This window comes from Flavimarina sp. Hel_I_48 (genome assembly GCF_000733945.1).
In the GTDB taxonomy this organism is placed as follows: domain Bacteria; phylum Bacteroidota; class Bacteroidia; order Flavobacteriales; family Flavobacteriaceae; genus Leeuwenhoekiella.
Window position 1 is genome coordinate 236,035 of the sequence record NZ_JPOL01000002.1, and the last position, 19,800, is coordinate 255,834.

Annotated in this window: 13 protein-coding genes; 8 read left to right on the plus strand and 5 right to left on the minus strand. The window is 41.4% G+C overall.

Annotated elements, in window-relative coordinates:
- Nucleotides 1-77 precede the first annotated feature (77 nt).
- The gene (locus P162_RS01280; protein WP_031425383.1) at nucleotides 78-2,603 is read left to right on the plus strand and encodes a M14 family metallopeptidase; all 2,526 of its coding nucleotides are present in this window, start codon (nucleotides 78-80) and stop codon (nucleotides 2,601-2,603) included.
- Between the two features lie 151 nt (nucleotides 2,604-2,754).
- Nucleotides 2,755-3,345, plus strand: coding sequence for an SET domain-containing protein (locus P162_RS01285; RefSeq protein ID WP_031425384.1), 591 nt, complete (start codon nucleotides 2,755-2,757; stop codon nucleotides 3,343-3,345).
- A gap of 143 nt (nucleotides 3,346-3,488) precedes the next feature.
- On the opposite strand, the gene P162_RS01290 is transcribed toward P162_RS01285, so the two are convergent.
- Nucleotides 3,489-5,681, minus strand: coding sequence for a transferrin receptor-like dimerization domain-containing protein (locus P162_RS01290; protein WP_031425385.1), 2,193 nt, complete (start codon nucleotides 5,679-5,681; stop codon nucleotides 3,489-3,491).
- A gap of 168 nt (nucleotides 5,682-5,849) precedes the next feature.
- Here P162_RS01290 and P162_RS01295 point away from each other — a divergent pair, with 168 nt between their 5' ends.
- Together P162_RS01295 and P162_RS01300 are read left to right on the plus strand one after the other, a co-directional pair.
- The gene (locus tag P162_RS01295) at nucleotides 5,850-6,335 is read left to right on the plus strand and encodes a CIA30 family protein (protein ID WP_031425386.1); all 486 of its coding nucleotides are present in this window, start codon (nucleotides 5,850-5,852) and stop codon (nucleotides 6,333-6,335) included.
- Nucleotides 6,336-6,544: 209 nt separating this feature from the next.
- Nucleotides 6,545-7,006, plus strand: a complete 462-nt coding sequence (locus tag P162_RS01300) for a GreA/GreB family elongation factor (protein ID WP_051907722.1) — start codon at nucleotides 6,545-6,547, stop codon at nucleotides 7,004-7,006.
- A 103-nt stretch (nucleotides 7,007-7,109) separates the two neighbouring features.
- Here P162_RS01300 and glyA read toward each other — a convergent pair whose 3' ends face one another.
- Nucleotides 7,110-8,384 carry a serine hydroxymethyltransferase gene (gene glyA, locus P162_RS01305; protein ID WP_031425388.1) on the minus strand — a complete coding sequence of 425 codons (1,275 nt, stop codon included), beginning with the start codon at nucleotides 8,382-8,384 and terminating at the stop codon, nucleotides 7,110-7,112.
- Nucleotides 8,385-8,492: 108 nt separating this feature from the next.
- Here glyA and fahA point away from each other — a divergent pair, with 108 nt between their 5' ends.
- The gene (gene fahA / locus P162_RS01310; RefSeq protein WP_031425389.1) at nucleotides 8,493-9,776 is read left to right on the plus strand and encodes a fumarylacetoacetase; all 1,284 of its coding nucleotides are present in this window, start codon (nucleotides 8,493-8,495) and stop codon (nucleotides 9,774-9,776) included.
- A gap of 155 nt (nucleotides 9,777-9,931) precedes the next feature.
- On the opposite strand, the gene P162_RS01315 is transcribed toward fahA, so the two are convergent.
- On the minus strand, nucleotides 9,932-10,939 hold the full coding sequence (locus P162_RS01315) for a 3-oxoacyl-ACP synthase III family protein (RefSeq protein ID WP_031425390.1): 1,008 nt from the start codon (nucleotides 10,937-10,939) through the stop codon (nucleotides 9,932-9,934).
- A gap of 580 nt (nucleotides 10,940-11,519) precedes the next feature.
- On the opposite strand from P162_RS01315, the gene P162_RS01320 reads away from it, so the two are divergent.
- The 3 genes from P162_RS01320 (at nucleotide 11,520) to P162_RS01330 (ending at nucleotide 17,350) form a co-directional block, all read left to right on the plus strand.
- Complete coding sequence (locus P162_RS01320) at nucleotides 11,520-12,497, plus strand: acyl-ACP desaturase (RefSeq protein WP_031425391.1); 978 nt, start codon at nucleotides 11,520-11,522, stop codon at nucleotides 12,495-12,497.
- 124 nt (nucleotides 12,498-12,621) lie between these two features.
- Complete coding sequence (locus P162_RS01325) at nucleotides 12,622-13,950, plus strand: DEAD/DEAH box helicase (protein ID WP_031425392.1); 1,329 nt, start codon at nucleotides 12,622-12,624, stop codon at nucleotides 13,948-13,950.
- A 157-nt stretch (nucleotides 13,951-14,107) separates the two neighbouring features.
- Complete coding sequence (locus tag P162_RS01330; RefSeq protein ID WP_035916730.1) at nucleotides 14,108-17,350, plus strand: S41 family peptidase; 3,243 nt, start codon at nucleotides 14,108-14,110, stop codon at nucleotides 17,348-17,350.
- A 95-nt stretch (nucleotides 17,351-17,445) separates the two neighbouring features.
- On the opposite strand, the gene P162_RS01335 is transcribed toward P162_RS01330, so the two are convergent.
- Nucleotides 17,446-18,978, minus strand: a complete 1,533-nt coding sequence (locus tag P162_RS01335) for a glycogen synthase (protein WP_031425394.1) — start codon at nucleotides 18,976-18,978, stop codon at nucleotides 17,446-17,448.
- 123 nt (nucleotides 18,979-19,101) lie between these two features.
- A complete protein-coding gene (locus P162_RS01340; RefSeq protein ID WP_051907723.1) occupies nucleotides 19,102-19,800 on the minus strand; it encodes a peptidoglycan DD-metalloendopeptidase family protein in 699 nt (232 codons plus the stop codon).

Here is a 19,800-nt window from a genome sequence, read left to right on the forward strand (position 1 = left end):
CACCTGGAAATCCATTAAATTGGCAAAAACTAACTTAACGCATCAAAAACGCCCATTTTAAACCAATTTTCACCCTTATGAAGCAATTTTTTACCTTCTCCCTCCTCTTATTAGTATCCTTTTCTCCCTTATTTTCACAACTGCAGCCGCCTACCCTGGACTATTATTTACCCAGCGATGTCTCGTACAATCCAGAAATCCCAAAACCCCAGGAACTGCTGGGCTGGGTCCCCGGTACCTGGCACGTGAGCCACGATAAGCTAGTGGATTATATGCGGAAAATAGCCGAAGTTTCAGACAGGATAAGCATTGAATACAGAGGTAAAACCTTTGAAGGCAGACCGCTTTTACTTCTTACCATCACTTCTCCAGAAAACCATAGCAACATTGAAGAAATACGTAAAAATCACGTAGCACTTACAGAGAAGGATGCCGCTTCACAAAATACCTCAGAGATGCCCATCGTCACCTATCAGGGGATGAGCATTCACGGCAACGAACCCAGCGGTGCAAATGCCGGACTCCTAGTTGCGTATTATCTTGCTGCCGCGGAAGGGCCAGAGATGGACAAACTCCTTGATAATACCGTGATCCTCTTTGATCCTTCGTTCAATCCAGACGGTCTGCAGCGTTTTGCCTACTGGGCAAATACAAACAAAAGCCAAAACATTAACCCAGATCCTCAGGATCGTGAGTATGATGAGGTCTGGCCCGGTGGACGTACGAATCATTATTGGTTTGACATGAACCGCGACTGGCTTCCCGTACAATTGCCAGAGTCGCGTGTGCGCATAGAAACGTTTCACTCGTGGTACCCTAACATTTTGACAGATCACCATGAGATGGGCAGTAATTCTTCCTTCTTTTTTCAACCGGGAATCCAGAGCCGTACGAATCCGCTTACTCCCATCCTCAACCAGGAGCTTACTAAAGAAATAGGTAATTATCACGCGGCGGCCTTTGATAAATTAGGCTCACTGTATTATACGGAAGAAGATTACGACGATTTTTATTACGGTAAAGGTTCCACGTTTCCTGACGTAAACGGCAGCATCGGTATTCTTTTTGAACAGGCGAGTTCTCGCGGTCATGCACAAGAAACCGATAATGGGATCCTTACGTTCCCCTTTACCATTCGCAACCAGTTTACCGCTTTTCTCTCCACGCTGGAAGCCGCCAAAAATATGCGTGTAAAATTGCTTGATTATCAACGCAACTTTTTCTCAAACGCCCGCAAGGAAGCTGGTAATAATGCCTACGCCTTTGGCAGTGCAAATGATCCCGCACGCGCCTACCATTTGGCCGAAATATTAAAAAGACAGCATATTGATGTTTATGAAAGCGAAACTGATTTTGAAGAAGAAGATACACAGTTTGAAAAAGGAAGTTCCTATGTTGTACCAAAAAATCAAAAATTTAGCAGATTGTTACAGGCGATGTTTCAGGAAGATAAAACCTTTACAGATAGCTTATTTTACGATATTTCTGCCTGGAGTTTTCCGCTTGCTTTTAATATAGATTTTACAGATAAGGCTAACGTTTCACGTGCAGCAACAAAGATTGAAAACCTAAAACTTCCACCTGTCCCAGAAGTAGGCAATGCAACTTATGGTTATCTGGTCAATTGGGGCGATTACTATGCACCTAAGGTTCTCAATAAGATTTTAGATAAAGGATTACGTGCAAAAGTCGCCATGCAGCCTTTTACTTTAGAAGGCAACGATTATGATTATGGTACGGTGTTCGTACCATTGCAAAATCAGGAGATGAACCTGCAGGAAATGCAGCAGTTCATGAACGAGCTTTCCCAAAATAGCGCGGTTCGTATTACTGGAGTGAATTCCGGCCTGACCGGCAAGGGGATTGATCTGGGCAGCCGACTCTTTGAGGCCCTAAAGCCGCAGAAAGTAGCACTAATTGTAGGCGAGGGCATTTCACCCTATGATGCCGGTGAGATATGGCATTTATTTGATACGCGTTATGACATGCGCATTACAAAACTGGACACCCGTAATTTTAGCCGCACCGACTTATCAAAATACACAGCGATCATACTGCCCAATAGCTATGGCAGTGCCCTAGGGGAAAATGATACAAAGAATCTTAAAACGTGGATTCAAAATGGTGGTAAGCTTATTGCTTTTAAGAATAGTGTGAACTATTTAAAGCAAAATGACCTTGTTAGTTTTCAGCTAAAAGAAACTAAAAACCCTGCAAAAAATGTCACTTTTGAGCAAAAGGATGACTTTGACGGTGCTCAATATATAGGCGGCGCTATTTTTAAGGCAAACATAGACCGCTCACATCCCGTCAACTTTGGTTACGACAAGGAGGAACTTAACCTGTTTCGGGATACTACGATATTTATTGAAAATGATTCCACCAGTTATAAAAACCCCATAAGATATTCAGAAAACCCATTGGCAGCGGGTTATATCAGTGATATCAACCTGGATGCTTTAAAAGATTCCCGTCCCTTTGTACAGGAAAGCCTGGGCCGGGGCCAAATTTTATATTTTACTGATAATACCAATTTTAGGGCTTTCTGGTACGGCACCAACAAATTACTTATGAATGCCATATTTTTCGCTGATGAAATGTAATGGGAGTAAAAATTATATATATAGCTTAAGTCAATATTTTTGCTAAATATTAACGGAAAGGTGTAAAAAAACATTGTTTTAGTAACATTTTACAATATATATTTGATATGCTTTAAACAAAACAACCCAATTAAAACATATAAAATATCCTATGATTCATCCACATACTAAGGTTGGCTTTATTAGCGACGAAGTAGGTTTCGGCGTTATCGCAACGAAGTTTATCCCAGCAGGTACCATTACCTGGGCGCTTGATAATTTTGATCAGGAATTCACTCCTGCAGAATTTGAGGCTATGGATTCTGTACACAAAAATATCATTGATATTTATTGCTATCGCAACAAGACCGGTAATTTTGTCCTTTGCTGGGATAACGGCCGCTTTGTAAATCACAGTTTTAATTCTAACTGTCTTTCTACAGCTTATGATTTTGAGATCGCTATTCGGGATATACAGGTTGGTGAGCAACTAACAGATGATTATGGCTATTTAAACATCACAGAACCTTTTGAGGGAATTGAAGAAAATACAGAAAGAAAAATCGTTTATCCTGACGATCTCAAGAATTTTCATAAGGAATGGGATGAAAAACTGCTGAGTGTTTTTGACAAGATCCCCAAAGTCAAACAGGATCTGAGAATGCTTATTTCTGATGAAACCTGGAAAACCGTTGAGGCTATTGCAGCAGATAAAAAGGAAATGAAATCCATCCTTGAGAATCTATACGTAGAACAGGATTAAGTTTATATACTGGTCGAAAGTAACCCAACTTGATTAAACAACTATTAAAAAAGGCTTCCACCAACTATCGTAGAAGCCTTTTTTTATCCTAAAATCACCGAAAAATCAGTGATTTTAGATGGTTTTTATCGGTTTTTACCTAATTATCGCATTTCCATGACCTCTTTTAAAGCAGTATTATAACTGGTTAGCGTTTTTGCGAGTACCGCAATTTCTGACTGTGCTTCTTTCCAGTTCTTTTGTTCTATTGCCTCGCGTACGCCAGGCAAGGTTTTTACACCATAGCCCGTATAAAAGCCGGGTGCATAAATCTCATGCTTGAACCAGGGCCTTCTGGGCAAACCCTCTTCATCCATCAAGGCAGCTTCCATTTTCATCAGTTTCTGGTTTACCTTTTCCCTTTTATCCTGCGGAAGTTTCTGAAGTGCGGTATGATCAAAGGCATTCGTCGTTTCCTTCAGCGTAGATAAAATATTTTGAAGGGGCGTAAAGTCTAAATAGGGAACTTCCTTCTCCTTTTTCGGCTTGACGAAGGTTTCTTTAGGGTCAGCGGCCAGTTCAAAAGCATTGTCAGCCACCATTTGGTTATGGGATTCCACTTCTTTACGCATGGTTTCGGTCTCCTTTACAATTTCGTCCAGATAACCGGAAACCGTGGTGTACCAATTAGTAAATTCAAAAGGTAAAATATCCGCATTGGCCAACCGCAGCGTAATGGTACCGGCAACTTTTGCTAATGCCACACCGTAGGCGAATTCTGGATCTTTGAAACGCTTAAAGTGCGTGTAGGTATCATAGATTGTATGATATTCGCCGCCTTCATCCTCACCACCAAACCCTAAATTTAAAGAAGGGATCCCGGTATGCTGAATGAACGGCGTGTAATCTGATCCAGATCCCAGCGCAGATAATTTGAAATCCCCATTTTTGCCCGCCACTTCACTTTCGGCCTTTTTACGGGCAGCTACCGATACTTTCGTTTGTGGATCTTCAATGCTCATGGCCACTTGTTTTACCATTTCTTCCAAACTATGCGAACCACCAGCGCCTAAAAATCCGCGGCCATTTCCATCTGTATTGATATAGGCGACAGCATGTTCCTCAAGTTCTTCCTGATGCCCTTCCACCCACTCCGTAGAGCCTATAAGTCCGGGTTCTTCTGCATCCCAGGCGCAATACACAACCGTACGCTTGGGCCCATTACCAGCTTTGGCAAGTTCACCCATTGCACGCGCTTCGTCCAGGAGCGCAACCATTCCGCTAATAGGGTCAGAAGCACCGTGCACCCAGGCATCATGGTGGTTACCGCGCATGATCCACTCCTCTGGATATTCACTGCCCTTTAGTTTTGCAATCACATTGTAGGCTGGCTTAAGCTGCCAGTCAAATTCCAGTTTGAGGTGTACTTTTGCAGGTCCCGGACCTACGTGATAGGTAATGGGCAAACCACCGCGCCAGTCTGAGGGTGCTACGTCCCCACCTAAAGCTGCCAGTAACGGTTGGGCGTCTTCATAGGAAATAGGCAAAACGGGAATCTTGGTAATCGTGGGTGCATCTTCACGGTCGAGACGCTTGGCATCTTTTGTGGCAGCATACCCCGGGGTAAGCACATCGCCCGGATATAACGGCATATCCATAACCGAACCGCGCTGTACCCCGGTCTTATTCTTAAACGCACCCTTGGGATAGACGTCGCCACGTACATAGCCATCATCTTTGGGATCAGAGTAAATAATACATCCTATGGCACCTTTTTCAGCAGCTAGTTTTGGTTTGATGCCGCGCCAGGAACCATAATACTTAGCAATTACAATCTTGCCTTTAACGTCAATACCCATTTTCTCGAGCGCTTCATAATCATCAGGCACGCCATAGTTCACATAAACAAGTTCAGCCTCCACATCGCCGTCTTTTGAGAATGCATTGTAGCTGGGCAGGAGTTCGTCACCCTGATCAGTGTAAGGATCACCTGCTACGGGCACCGCTTCAAGTTTAGCTTTATACGTAGTGGGGCCAGTCAATTCTAAAACACGGGTTTTTGGATATGGAAACAGTACCTGATAGGTTTCTATCTGCGCGTCGTATCCCCAGGATTTGAATTTTTTGAGCATCCATTCCGCATTTTCTTTGCTTTTTTTGGTCCCAACATAATGGGGACGATCTGCCATCAATTTCATCCATTCTTCCATAGTACTGGCAGAAATTTTAGAGGTGAAATTTTGTTCGGCTTTTTCCTCCTGCACAGCACTTTCTGCTGTAAAACCCAGGATTTTATCCTGTGCATTTACATAGCATAGTTGCAGGAGTGCGATACACAATACATAATTTTTAAACATAGTTTATACGGTTAGGTTAACGTTGGATTTTTTACCTTTGATCTTCCCATATTTTCAAAAAACCATTGGGAGAATCCTTAGGGTAAGCCTATAAAATTAACTATCTTCTAGCTAAAAACGGGCGTAAAATTCCTAATTATCACACGCTTTTCTAAGTTTTATCCAATTATGAAAACAATTTTTGACTTTTCTCAAAATAGCAACATTGAGCACTGGAAACTGGTTAACGATGGTGTCATGGGCGGTTGTTCTAAAAGTAGCTTTTATCTCACAGATGCAAAAAATGCAATTTTTGACGGCACTATTTCCCTGGAGAATAATGGGGGATTTTCTTCGGTTCATTATTCCTTTGAACAAATGGATATGAGGCCGTTCAAAACATTTCAACTGAAACTAAAAGGCGATGGGAAGACGTATCAATTTCGGACAAAACGTAGTACAGCAGATAAACATGCCTATGTAGCGCTTGTTGAAACCACTGGTGAATGGCAGACCATTACGATTGCTATGGAACATATGGTACCGCAATACCGCGGTGAGCAGCTGCCCATGACGAACTATGCCGGGGATCAGGCCGAACAAATCACCATTCTTTTTAAAAGCAAAAAAGTAGAAGACTTCAAACTGGAAATCAAAGAAATAAACGTAGTCTAACTACTAGTTTTAGCAGAACTAAGGGATTTATGACCAAAATAAGCCGAAAAACGATCTTTTTTGCCGAAATATCTTCGTTTTATACTATAAATAGAGAATTATAGAATGGCTAAAACTATACGTGCTATCATTCTCTTTTTAGCAAACTTTAATAACAAAAAGCGCTCAAATTAATCTAATTTCGCACCCTCAAAATCAAATCTTAAAATATGGCCGAAACAATACTTTCCAGAAAAAAAGTTATCGTTCATCTCAATCAATTGTTAGAAAAAAAGATGCAGGGTGCAATTGATCAAATCGCTTCCTTAAAAGAATCCCGGGAAAGTGACGGAAAAAGCAGCGCAGGTGACAAATATGAAACCGGTGTGGAAATGATTCAACAGGAAATTGAAAATGCCCAGCGCCAACTAGATCAATATAAGCGCCAGCAGACAGAGTTGCAGCGTGCACAGGCGCAAAACTCTTCGGAGGTCATAAGTTTTGGCAATCTGGTAACCACCACAAAAGGCTCTTACTTTCTGGCCATTGGCATTGGTGAGATCAAATTGGACGACACTAAATGTTATTGTATTTCTACAGAATCCCCGCTGGGAGCTGCATTTCTGGGTAAAAAAGCAAAGGACAAGGTGGTTTTCAACAACAATGAACACACTATTTTAGACATTGCTTAGTATTTATTAAGAATACCATCCTGCCGACCTAAATTAAAAAAGGCGCTTTTCCTTAGAAAAGCGCCTTTTTTATGTAAATGCCCAAAACATTAAAAACTAATGCTTACATTTTAAAAAGTGGTCGATGTCCCATAAGTTCATTGACTTGTTTTGCTATGCTCTCCAGTTTCTCATCGTCATCTGCATTGCTCAATGCCCCGTCTATAAAATTCACTACGGTTTTCATATCCTCTTCCACGAGTCCGCGTGTGGTGACAGCAGCGACACCTATACGCATACCAGAAGTTACAAATGGTGAGCGCGTGTCAAAAGGAACCATATTTTTATTGACCGTGATATCTGCTTTGCCCAGTGCAGCTTCAGCATCTTTACCAGAAATATCCTTATTGCGAAGGTCAATAAGCATCATGTGATTGTCGGTTCCATCAGAAATGATTTTATAACCTTTTTCCATAAACGCCTTTGCCATTACCGCCGCATTTTTCTTTACTTGCGTGGCATAATGTAGAAATTCATCTGTAAGGGCTTCGCCAAAAGCGATCGCCTTTGCAGCGATGATATGTTCTAGCGGCCCACCCTGATTCCCTGGAAAAATAGCGCTGTCCAGCAAAGAAGACATCATCCTTGAATCTCCGTTTTTAAGTTTGATACCGAAGGGATTTTCAAAATCCTCACCCATTAGGATCATTCCGCCACGAGGTCCGCGAAGGGTTTTATGCGTGGTCGTTGTGCAAATATGACAATGTGGAACGGGATCACCTATAACGCCTTTAGCGATAAGACCGGCAGGGTGCGCCATATCACAAAATAAAATTGCATCCACTTTATCCGCAATTTCACGGAAGCGTTTGTAGTCAATTTCCCTACTGTAAGCAGATGCTCCCGCGATAATCATTTTCGGTTTTTCGCGCATTGCAAGGGCTTCGATTTTATCATAATCAAGCAAACCGGTTTCTTCTTCCACCCCATAAAAAACAGGACTGTACAATCTTCCTGAAAAATTTACCGGTGAACCGTGGGTCAAATGACCTCCATGTGCGAGATCAAAACCCAGGAATTTATCACCGGGTTTCAGGCAGGCATGGAATACCGCGGTATTTGCCTGTGATCCAGAATGCGGTTGCACATTGACATATTTTGCATTGAAAAGCTCTTTGGCACGGTCAATGGCAATTTGTTCCACTTCATCAACCACTTCACAACCTCCATAATATCGCTTACCGGGATACCCCTCTGCGTATTTATTTGTAAGTACAGAGCCAGCGGCTTCCATAACCTGTTCGCTCACAAAATTTTCTGAGGCAATAAGCTCTAGACCATTGAGTTGTCGCTTTTTTTCTTCTGAAATCAAATCAAATATCTGGGTGTCCCGTTGCATTCTATTAAAGTTTGTTAAATTAGATTCAAAAGTAAGGATTACATATGGTTAGTACTATTTTAATTCTATATTTGAAAGCACTATTTACTAACAAATTATTAAGAATATATGCCCTCCAAGACGAACGATCCAAAACGTAAAACCTGGCTGGATATCCCAAAAAACACTGATTTTCCCATTCAAAATATTCCTTTTGGCGTGTTTTTGACACGGGATGATATTATCACCATAGGTACACGTATAGGTGACTTCGCCATAGACCTTGGCGCCTTGCACCAGTTAGGCTATTTTGAAGGAATTCCCCTTACAGATGATATTTTTCTGCAGGACACGCTAAACGACTTCATTGCAGATGGCCGTAAGACCTGGCGTCTTGTGCGTAACCGTATTTCAACAATTTTTGAAGAGGGCAACGCTAATTTAAGGGACAATCAGGAACATCGTGACCGGGTGATCTTTCACCTGGATGAAATTGAAATGCAACTCCCTGTTCAAATAGGCGATTATACTGATTTTTATTCTTCTAAAGAGCACGCAACAAACGTAGGTAAAATATTTAGGGACAAGGATAGCGCATTGATGCCCAACTGGATGCATATGCCGGTAGCATATCATGGCAGGAGCAGTTCCATAATTCCTTCTGGGATTCCCGTTCATCGCCCACAGGGACAAAAACTTCCCAATGGCGCCACTAAACCTATTCTGGGTCCGTCGCGTCTGGTAGATTTTGAATTGGAAATGGCTTTTATTACCACAGATGCAAATGAACTTGGCCAACCAATACCTGTAGATGAGGCAGCTGATTATATTTTTGGCCTGGTACTTTTCAATGACTGGAGTGCACGGGATATTCAGAAATGGGAATATGCGCCTCTTGGTCCATTCCTGGGAAAAAACTTTGCTTCGGCAATGTCGTGCTGGATTGTTACCCTTGACGCTTTAGAACCCTTTAAAACCGAAAGTCCGAAGCCTGAAAAAGAACTCCTCCCTTATTTACAATCTTCGGGTAAGAGAAATTACGATATCAAACTTGAGGTCTCCATACAGCCAGAAGGCAAGGCGGAAACTCTGGTTACACGTTCTAACTTTAAGCACATGTACTGGAATATGAACCAGCAACTGGCCCATCATACCATTAATGGCTGTCCCGTAAATTCTGGGGATATGATGGGGAGCGGAACAATTTCTGGTCCCACACCAGATTCCTATGGTTCTATGATGGAATTAAGCTGGAAAGGTTCAAAACCCGTAAAACTGGACGAAGGCGGAGACCGAAAATTCATCGAAGACAATGATACGGTAATCATGCGCGGCTATTCTGAAAAGAATGGGGTTCGCATAGGATTTGGGGATGTATCGACAAAATTATTACCTATATTTAAAAAGAAATAAATTCCCCCTAACCCCCGAAGGGGGAACTTTTATTTAGACGGAATCAAAAAACCCCAAAATGCTTTCGTATTTTGGGGTTTTTTAATCATTATGTCTAATATGTAAAATGTAATACAGCTAAAACTCCCTCCCTTTGGGAGGGTTGGGGTGGGATTCTACCACTTAATTACCGCACTTCCCCAGGTAAATCCACTTCCAAAAGCCGCCAGGATTAAATTATCACCTTCTTTAATCTTCCCTTTTTCCCAGGCTTCGGTGAGCGCGATGGGAATTGACGCAGCAGTGGTATTTCCATAGCGCTCAATGTTATTGTAGATCTGATCATCGCTCAACTTAAACTGCTTCTGTACAAACTGGGAAATACGCAGGTTCGCCTGGTGCGGGATCAACATATCGATATCTTTTGCGGTGAGTCCGTTTTTCTCAAGTCCTTCATTTACTACTTCCGCAAAGCGCTGTACCGCATTTTTAAAGACAAATTGCCCATTCATGTAGGGATAATAGGGAATATCTTCCTGTGGATCTTTTTCCATGATCTCTGGCACCCATTCCATTGTACTTGGACCCCGCAATGCGAGTTCTAATGCATGCTTGCCCTCACTGTGCAAATGGGTGGACAATATGCCTTTAGAATTATCTTCTTCACGTGTAAGCACTGCTGCACCCGCACCATCTCCAAAAATGACCGATACATTACGGCCACGGGTCGTAAAATCAAGACCGCCGCTATGGTTTTCAGAACCTATGACCAGTACGTTTTTGTACATACCGGTTTTTATAAATTGATCTGCAGTAGAAAGCGCATAGATAAAGCCCGTACACTGATTGCGTACATCAAGCGCGGGCACTGTGGGCATATCAAGCAATTCCTGCACTTGAACCCCACAACCAGGAAAGTAATAATCTGGACTTAATGTGGCAAAAACGATCAAATCAATGTCCGCAGCATCAATTTTTGCCCTTTCCAAAGCAATTTTTGCGGCTTTTGCACCCATTGTTGCCGTACTGTTGCCGTCACCCTTCTCAATATGTCGACGTTCTTTGATACCTGTACGCTCCTGAATCCACGCATCATTGGTATCCATTCGTTTCGCAAGATCATCGTTAGTCACTATATTTTCTGGTACGTAAGCACCCAGGCCGGCAATTTTTGAATTGTACATAAAAGCAATTAAATTTAAATATGGACTGGGCATGTGCCCAATCAAAGGTATATACTATTTTTTCTTATGCGCACAGAACAATAAAGCCTGGAGCTTTATGTTTCCCTATAAGGTTGAAAATAATGTGAAAGATATGCTTTATTCAATTTCCAGACTTCTTCAAAAGCATTGTTTAGTATGCGTGCATAGTATTTGAAAAATTTATTGGTGAATTTTGGTTAAATTCACCTAAAATCGGTGTTTATTGACAAAAAATGATCGATTTTAGGTTCAAAACAGGAATTTATTAAAACTATTATGCACATTATATGGGAATAAGGTTGATCGTTAAAGAAAGACTTAAAGAACCGCTATAAAAGACCCATTAAAATGAAAAATTAACTGCATAAAAATATCAAATTATAAGATTTGACTTGTTTTCAATTTAAAGTAGCATCTTGATATATTTATGCATTTATAAAAATGTACCAATCCATTTTAAAGATTATTTTTTCCTAAACATTTTGTTTAATAGAAAAATGTTCTTATTATGCTGCATTTATTGATTATTTTTACATAATTACCATCTGAAAATGTTACTATGAAACTATCAAATATAAGAATTGAGGTTATGCAGACGCTCGAGAAGTCTATGGACGAGCTTTTGACAAAATACCTCAAGCCTATTGAAGAAAACTGGCAGCCGTCAGACTTACTTCCTGACTCCACAGATCCTAATTTTATGGAAGAAGTGAAGGAAATACAGGAACTTGCAAGGGAAATGGACTATGATCTTTTTACTGTTCTTGTGGGTGATACTATTACCGAAGAAGCGCTTCCTACTTATGAATCCTGGCTTATGAGCGTACAGGGTATTGATCAGGAACAGGCCAATGGCTGGTCAAAATGGATACGCGGTTGGACTGCAGAAGAAAACCGTCATGGTGACCTGCTTAATCGCTATTTATACCTATCCGGTCGCGTTAACATGCGTCAAATGGAAGTGAGCACACAATTTCTTATCAGTGATGGTTTTGATATAGGTACAGGCTACGATCCTTACAAAAACTTTGTTTATACCAGCTTCCAGGAGTTGGCCACAAATGTTTCCCACCGCAGGGTAGGAACCTATTCCAGAAAAGCAGGGAATAAGAAACTTGCTAAAATATGTAATACGATTGCAGGAGACGAAGCCAGGCACGCAACAGCCTATATGGAGTTTGTTCGCCGTATTTTTGAAATTGACCCCAGTGAGATGATGCTTGCTTTTGAAGATATGATGCGCAAGAAAATTGTCATGCCGGCAATGTTCCTTAGGGAATCTGGTCAAAGTATAGGTGGCCTGTGGGAAGATTTCTCTGATGCTGCACAGCGCACCATGGTTTACACCACGCATGATTATATCAATATCCTTAAATCACTTATTGATGACTGGAATATCGATAAATTTAGGGATTTAAACGATTCCGCGGAAAATGCACGGGACTATTTAATGGCATTGCCCCAACGTCTAGAGCGCATCTCCCAACGTATTTCTGTACCGGAGCGCGATCATAATTTCAAATGGCTTAATAGCTAGTATAAAAATTAGTGATTTATATAAATGGTCTGGTTCATTAGTGAACCAGACCATTTTTTTGATACCCATACCAAGAATAGAGCATGTCCTAACTTTAGGCTATCTTTGCAGCTTATTCAATATTATGACATTTAAAGACCTGGGTCTTATAGACCCTATCCTAAAAGCACTCGCTGACAAAGGATACACCCACCCCACCCCCATTCAAGAACAGGCAATTCCAGTTTTACTGCAGAATAAGGATCTTCTGGGCAGCGCACAGACCGGTACCGGAAAAACCGCTGCTTTTACCATACCCATTTTGCAAAATATCTACAATAAAATAGGATCAGGTAGCGGTGGGCGCAAGATAAAAGCGCTTATCATAACCCCTACAAGGGAGCTTGCAATACAAATTGATGACAACATAACCGAATATGCCAAATACACCGGCATTAAAAATACGGTGATCTTTGGAGGTGTAAAACAAGGATCTCAGGTAAAAGCATTGCGTAACGGGGTAGACATTCTTACTGCCACACCGGGACGCTTACTGGACCTTATCAATCAGAAATATGTAAATCTTAAGGATCTTGATTTTTTTGTACTTGACGAAGCTGACCAGATGCTGGATATGGGCTTTATTCACGACATCAAAAAAATCATAAAAATTATTCCGAAGGAGCGTCAATCCCTGTTCTTTTCGGCTACGATGCCCAGGGCAATCGTAGATCTTTCCAGAAAAATACTCGGTGATTTTGAAACGGTTAGCATCGCACCTAAACAGACCACGGCAGAGCGTGTGGATCAGGCGGTTTATTTTGTGAGTAAAAAGAGCAAACCAAAATTACTCAAACACCTCATCAATACAGAAAACCCAGATACTACTTTAGTATTCTCAAGAACCAAGCACGGCGCTAATAAAATCGTTAAGATTTTGGACAAGGCAGGGATCAGTTCTGCCGCCATACATGGAAATAAATCACAAACTGCACGCCAGAAGGCTCTCAGCGCTTTTAAAGACGGTGAGACCAAAGTACTCGTAGCTACAGATATTGCAGCTCGCGGTATTGATGTTTCCCAACTTTCGCTGGTCGTACAATATGACCTTCCCAATGTTCCAGAAACTTATGTGCACCGCATAGGAAGGACTGGACGGGCAAAAGCCAGCGGTACCGCACTTGCTTTTTGCGATACAGATGAGCGCCCTTATTTGAAGGATATTGAAAAACTGATCAAACAAAAAATAGATGTTGTAGAAGAGCATCCTTTTCTTGTAGATGGGCCAGATGACGAAGATACAGAAGAAAAAAGGCCTCAAAACTCCAGAAATAGGTCAAATAGACCTAAAAATAACGGTGGAAACAGTACTTCTAACAGGAGAAACAGCAGCAACCGTACAAAAACCGCCGGTAACCCGAACAAGCGTTTTAGCAGTTCCCGAAAATCATCAAACAATAGCGGTAATCGCTAATGTATAGCTGCAAATAAATTTAATAGCCGTTTCAATGTATTGAAACGGCTTTTTTTTGCAACAATCCCAAATTACAGAAGTATATTATTGCTCCATCTGATTTGTGTTTTGATGTTATCATTAGTATACCTAAATTTCAGTACTTAAAAATCCAAATATGTATAAATTTTACCTCGCCCTACTCTTTTTTAGCGGCATTCAGGCAAGTTTTAGCCAAATCAACACCATAGATACACGCTTGATGCATTCGCCGGCAATGGGAACAGATCATATTGCTTTCATTTATGCAAACGATCTTTGGGTTGCAGGTCAAGATGGGGAAAATCCCAAAAGATTGACGGTGGACAATGGGATAGAGTCCAATCCTGTATTTTCGCCAGACGGTAAAACAATCGCTTTTAGTGCAGAATATGAGGGCAATACTGATGTCTATACGGTTTCGGTAGCTGGAGGGGTTCCCAAGCGACTCACATATCATCCATACCCTGATTTGGTACGTGGGTTTTCATCCGATGGACAAAAGGTGCTCTTTTTGTCCCAGCGGGAAGTTTATACGAACAGAATAGCTAAATTATATACCGTAGACCTGATGGGAGGTCATATTAATGCGCTTGATATTCCCCAGGCCTTCTGGGCTTCCTATTCACCCAATGGTGATTTTATGGCCTACACTCCTCTTTCCGATAGGTTTACCCAATGGAAACATTACCGGGGCGGTACTGCCAGTAGAATATGGATCTATGATTTTAAAAATCACGAGGTGCAGGAAATCCCGAAACCAGCAGAGGGTAGCAATGACGCCCAACCGCAATGGATGGGAGATCATATTTACTTTAAAAGTGATCGCAATGGGGAATTCAATATTTATAGCTATGAACCAACTTCTAAAAAAGTAGCCCAATTAACCGATTTTAAGGATTTTCCGGTACTTAATCTTTCTGCTAGGAATGGGCGCATTCTATTTGAACAGAATGGATATTTACATTCTTTATTACCCGAAACAGGACAAAGTACAAAACTCACTATAGGGATCGCGGCAGACCTGCTCGAACTGCGACCACGGTTTGTAAGCAATCCTGATTATGTACGCAGTACAGGTCTCTCACCTACCGGTGCCCGTGCAGTGATCGATTACCGAGGTGATATCGTAACCTTGCCCGCTGAAAAAGGGGATCCTGATAACCGCACCCAGACCCCTGGTTCACATGAAACATTTCCCTCATGGTCTCCAGACTCCAAACATATCGCCTATTTTTCTGATGCCAGCGGTGAGTATGAACTGCATATTAAAGATCAAAACAGTACAGAAGTGGCGCGAGCTGTCAAACTTGATGGCACCGGCTTTTATGCGTACCTCGACTGGTCTCCAGATAGTGAGAAAATCACATTCGTAGATAACGGTAGGAATCTGTGGGTCGTAGATGTTAAGAGTGGCAAGAACACTAAAATAGCACAGGATATTCTTTATACCCCAGGCGTTTACCGCAATCTATTCGGTAGTTGGTCTGCAGATTCTGACTGGATCGCCTATACCATAATAACCGAAACTAATTATGAGCAAGCCTATCTGTATTCCCTTTCTGAAAATAAATCGCACGTCATCTCTGATGCTCTTGCGAACGTTTCAGAACCTACTTTTGATCCCAGCGGAAAGTACTTATATCTTACCGCTTCAACAGATGCCGGCCCAGTGGTCAACTGGTTTGACCAGTCCAATCAGGACATGCGCACAAGCAATTCGCTTTATTTGGTCACGCTTCAGAAAGAAGTAGAATCTCCCTTTGCCAAGGAGAATGATGTAGAAAAAATAGAAAATGACGATGAGGAAGATGAAAATGACAAAAAAGACGAAAAATCGGCCCCAAAGGCATTAAAAATCGATTGGGATGGCATTCGAAACCGTATTGTGGCCGTTTCAGTTCCCCCGGGCAATTATTCTAAACTAGCCGTTCCCCTGGAAGGGAAACTCTATTATGTTTCTCAAAGCGATACAGATGGTAAGGGTATGCTTAATCGGTATGATCTGGCAGAGCAGAAAAATGAAGAACTCTTTGAAACCGCGGATTATGTAATTTCCGCTAACGGTGAAAAAATGCTTTATCGGACTGAAAATAATTGGTTTATATCTGAAACGGGTAAAAAAGCTGAAAACGAACCCCTCAATTTAGATGGCGTTGAAATCAAGATTGATCCCAAACAGGAATGGTCTAATATTTTTAATGAAGCCTGGCGTGTAAACCGTGATTATTTTTATGATCCGGGAATGCATGGGGTAGACTGGGAGGCCATGCATAAAAAATACAGTGTTTTTCTTAAAGAAGTACCTACTAAAGATGATCTCTATCGTATGATGGGATGGATGTTTAGTGAGCTCGCCGTGGGGCATCACCGCTTTGACTATAATGGCGATGCGTTTCAGGAACCAAAAAGCGTTCCTGGTGGCCTGCTGGGTGCAGATTATACAATGGAAAACAACCGTTATAAAATTAAAAAAATCTATGGTGGACTCAATTGGAATCCAGACTTGCGTGCTCCCCTGACAGAACCGGGAGTAGATGTGAAAGAAGGTGACTACATTATAGAGATTAATGGCAAACAGATTACCACAGCAGATAACCTGTATCTATTTTTTGAAAATACGGCCGGTAAACTTACCTTTCTAACTGTCAGTGCAAATGCAAATGGAAGCAATAGCCGTACGGTACAGGTCACACCTACCCCCAGTGAAAGGGCTCTGCGCAATAGGGACTGGGTCGAGGGTAACATCAAAAAAGTTGACGAAGCCACAAACGGCCAGGTAGCTTATGTATATGTTCCCAATACTGCCGAAGATGGTCATGAATACTTTAAACGCTATTTCTATCCACAGGCCACGAAGAAAGCCATTATCGTTGATGAACGCTTTAACGGTGGTGGGCAACTCGCCGATTATGTGATAGACTTATTGAAAAAGCCCAAGCAAGCCAACTGGAATTTTAGATATGGTAAAGATTTAAAATCGCCAAGCGCATCAATTCAGGGACCAAAAGTCATGCTTATTGATGAAACTGCAGGTTCTGGCGGCGATTATTTACCCTGGATGTTCAGAAAGTTTGAAATAGGCACCCTTGTGGGCAAGCGAACCTGGGGCGGACTGGTAGGTGTACTGGGCTATCCTGAATTTATTGATGGAGGTATGGTTACTGCACCTAATATCGCATTTTATACCGAAGATGGTTTTAGAGTAGAGAATGAAGGAGTACCACCGGATGTAGAAGTAGAGCAACTTCCTAAGTCTGTAATAGATGGTCATGATCCCCAGTTAGAAAAAGCCATAGAAATTGCATTAAAAGAATTACGTGAAAACCCACCCAAAGATACGAGCACTCCTGATTACCCTAACAAAACAGGTAATAACTAGTCTTTAAGTATTCATTCCCTAAAAGCCAATTACCCAATGCCAGTCGGCATTGGGTAATTGGCTTTTAAATCATAACCATTTCTGAAAAACCTTATCTAACTATAAAGATACGTATAGTATTTTTTTATGGACTTTTCCCAGCTAAAACGGGCTTTTGAGGCATTTTTCTCGATTTTTGACCATTCTTTAGGGTCATTTTTATAGAGATCTAAAATCTCTTCAAGAACGGTGAGCATGTTCATTATTTTTGAACCGTAGCTCTCACCATCAAAAACGAAACCGGTTTTACCATGTTCAACCGTATCTTTTAGTCCGCCAGTATTGTGCACAAAACAAGGGGTCCCGTTGCGCATGGCTAGCATCTGGCTTATTCCACAAGGTTCAAATTGACTGGGCATAAAATACAGGTCTGTTTCCATATAAATGGAATCTATCACATCTTCAGACTGACCATTGATGAAGATAAAGTTTTCATACTTATAACTTAATTCACGCATCATTTCTTCATATTCAGGAACACCGGTTCCCAAGAGAATGAAAACTCCATTCACCTTTTTAAGTCGCGTAAGTATCTCCACCAAAAATTCCGGGGAACGCTTAAAAAAGTAGAATTTTTGATCTGTGAGTCGGGCAACGCTAGCGCATGTAAAACCCGGAGCCTTATCAAGAAATGGAACTATTTTTTCTCCAGTATGCGCTAAAAAGTCAGATTTGTATTTCTTGGACTCTTGTTGCAACCATTTAAAAATCGCCCTGACCACATTGGGAAATAAACGGTTTCGTTCTGCTTCCCTAAAGTTCTTATAATTGACACCGTTAAGAATTCCGAAGAGCCTACCCTCCTTTTCTGCCTGCTGCAAATCACCTTCAAGATGCTCACCACCTATAAATTCTGGTGGATCGCTGGGCTGTAGTATATCTTCCTTGTACGAAGGGCTCACGGTATGAACCGCGTCTGCCAGCCGTATACCTATAGCCATTAGATTTATGCAATCATGAAATCTGGGATCCCTCAACTTATCATAGTCAAAATGAAGCGAAGGGAAAAAATTTACAAGTGACGCATAATTATCATTGAAGGGACGAATGCCCTGTATGGACAAATTATGAATGCTATAAACAAATTTTATATTCTTTAAACCAGCAAAACCGGGGTTATAATCGCGCAAAAACAAAAGTGTGGTGGTATGCCAGTCATGAAGGTGTGCAACATTCAATTTACCAAATGCGCCTTGAGCGATGGCCTGTGCAACTGCCGTACAGAAAATAAAAAACTTTATGGAATCATTGTAATAAGGCTCAACGGCATCATGATGATAAATATGAGCGATGCTACCGGCCGTGATCTCCGGGTGATGGATCACATAATGTGTGATGTTTTTGAATTCTTTCTTTGGGGATACTTCGTAGAGTTCTGCGGAATAAATCTCGTTTTTTAGATGAAAATTTAATGTGGTCAGGAATTTGCCTTTTTGATGCAATCTGCCATAAGAGGGAACTACCACATGAACCTGATCTCCGTTAGCGGCAATCTGGCGTGGTACATCACGTACCACATCTGCCATACCGCCAGCTTTGCAATCTGCCAAAGCATCATTTTCTGCAGCAACAAATAAAAAATTTTGCATAGTAATTTCAGTCTATTGTAAAGTTTGCCTTAAATCTAAAAACTAGATTAAGTGCTAATAAAATAGACGAAAATTAGAATAATTAAGAACAATGAATTTTAAAAAAATCACAAAATAATGATCCTAATAAATCTTAATCAGCAAATTGGGGTCTGGACAGTTGGTTAGAAAATGTCTCACGTTTTGCGCACTGCTTACCCCGGGATAATCCCCACTGTAATTTTCCATATCCATTATAATCTGAAAATGCAGGTGTGGAGCATAATCTCCGTTTTCCATAGATTCGCCCAGATGAGCAATTATATCCCCAGCACTAAATTGCTGGCCAACTTTTATGGTATTAAGCGATTTGCGTGATAAATGGCCATAAAGCGTGTAAAAGTTCACACCCTTTACTTCATGTTGCAGAATTATACATGGGCCGTAATCCCCGTGGTTTTTATTGTCCTTAAAACTGTGGACTTTTCCTGGATAAGCTGCCAGCACCGGTGTGCCGGCCCCACACCATAAATCAATCCCCAGATGGATGTTTCGCTGGTTATCGCTATTGTCCTTATTAAAATAAACGCTACGGCTATAAATATCCCGGCGCTCGTTGTAACCGCCGTAGCCAATTTTTGACCCCTGCTCTAAAAGTTTACTGTTTACGTAGCGTCCCAGTTCTGCTGAACAGCCTACATCAACGGTACTTAATTCTTTATTATTTATCGAAAGGTCTAAATGACAATAGCTTTCTATATTATAACGCGCATCCAGCAGGGGAACGAAGGATTGTGTAAGGTTTTTTAAAAGTAATTCCTGCGGTGTTCTATCTATGCTCAT

Bases quoted from the DNA above. Each gene is read 5' to 3' on its own strand.
- P162_RS01280 (WP_031425383.1), top strand. From the start codon at position 78: ATGAAGCAATTTTTTACCTTCTCCCTCCTCTTATTAGTATCCTTTTCT.
- P162_RS01285 (WP_031425384.1), top strand. From the start codon at position 2,755: ATGATTCATCCACATACTAAGGTTGGCTTTATTAGCGACGAAGTAGGT.
- P162_RS01290 (WP_031425385.1), bottom strand. From the start codon at position 5,681: ATGTTTAAAAATTATGTATTGTGTATCGCACTCCTGCAACTATGCTAT.
- P162_RS01295 (WP_031425386.1), top strand. From the start codon at position 5,850: ATGAAAACAATTTTTGACTTTTCTCAAAATAGCAACATTGAGCACTGG.
- P162_RS01300 (WP_051907722.1), top strand. From the start codon at position 6,545: ATGGCCGAAACAATACTTTCCAGAAAAAAAGTTATCGTTCATCTCAAT.
- glyA (WP_031425388.1), bottom strand. From the start codon at position 8,384: ATGCAACGGGACACCCAGATATTTGATTTGATTTCAGAAGAAAAAAAG.
- fahA (WP_031425389.1), top strand. From the start codon at position 8,493: ATGCCCTCCAAGACGAACGATCCAAAACGTAAAACCTGGCTGGATATC.
- P162_RS01315 (WP_031425390.1), bottom strand. From the start codon at position 10,939: ATGTACAATTCAAAAATTGCCGGCCTGGGTGCTTACGTACCAGAAAAT.
- P162_RS01320 (WP_031425391.1), top strand. From the start codon at position 11,520: ATGAAACTATCAAATATAAGAATTGAGGTTATGCAGACGCTCGAGAAG.
- P162_RS01325 (WP_031425392.1), top strand. From the start codon at position 12,622: ATGACATTTAAAGACCTGGGTCTTATAGACCCTATCCTAAAAGCACTC.
- P162_RS01330 (WP_035916730.1), top strand. From the start codon at position 14,108: ATGTATAAATTTTACCTCGCCCTACTCTTTTTTAGCGGCATTCAGGCA.
- P162_RS01335 (WP_031425394.1), bottom strand. From the start codon at position 18,978: ATGCAAAATTTTTTATTTGTTGCTGCAGAAAATGATGCTTTGGCAGAT.
- P162_RS01340 (WP_051907723.1), bottom strand. From the start codon at position 19,800: ATGAGCATAGATAGAACACCGCAGGAATTACTTTTAAAAAACCTTACA.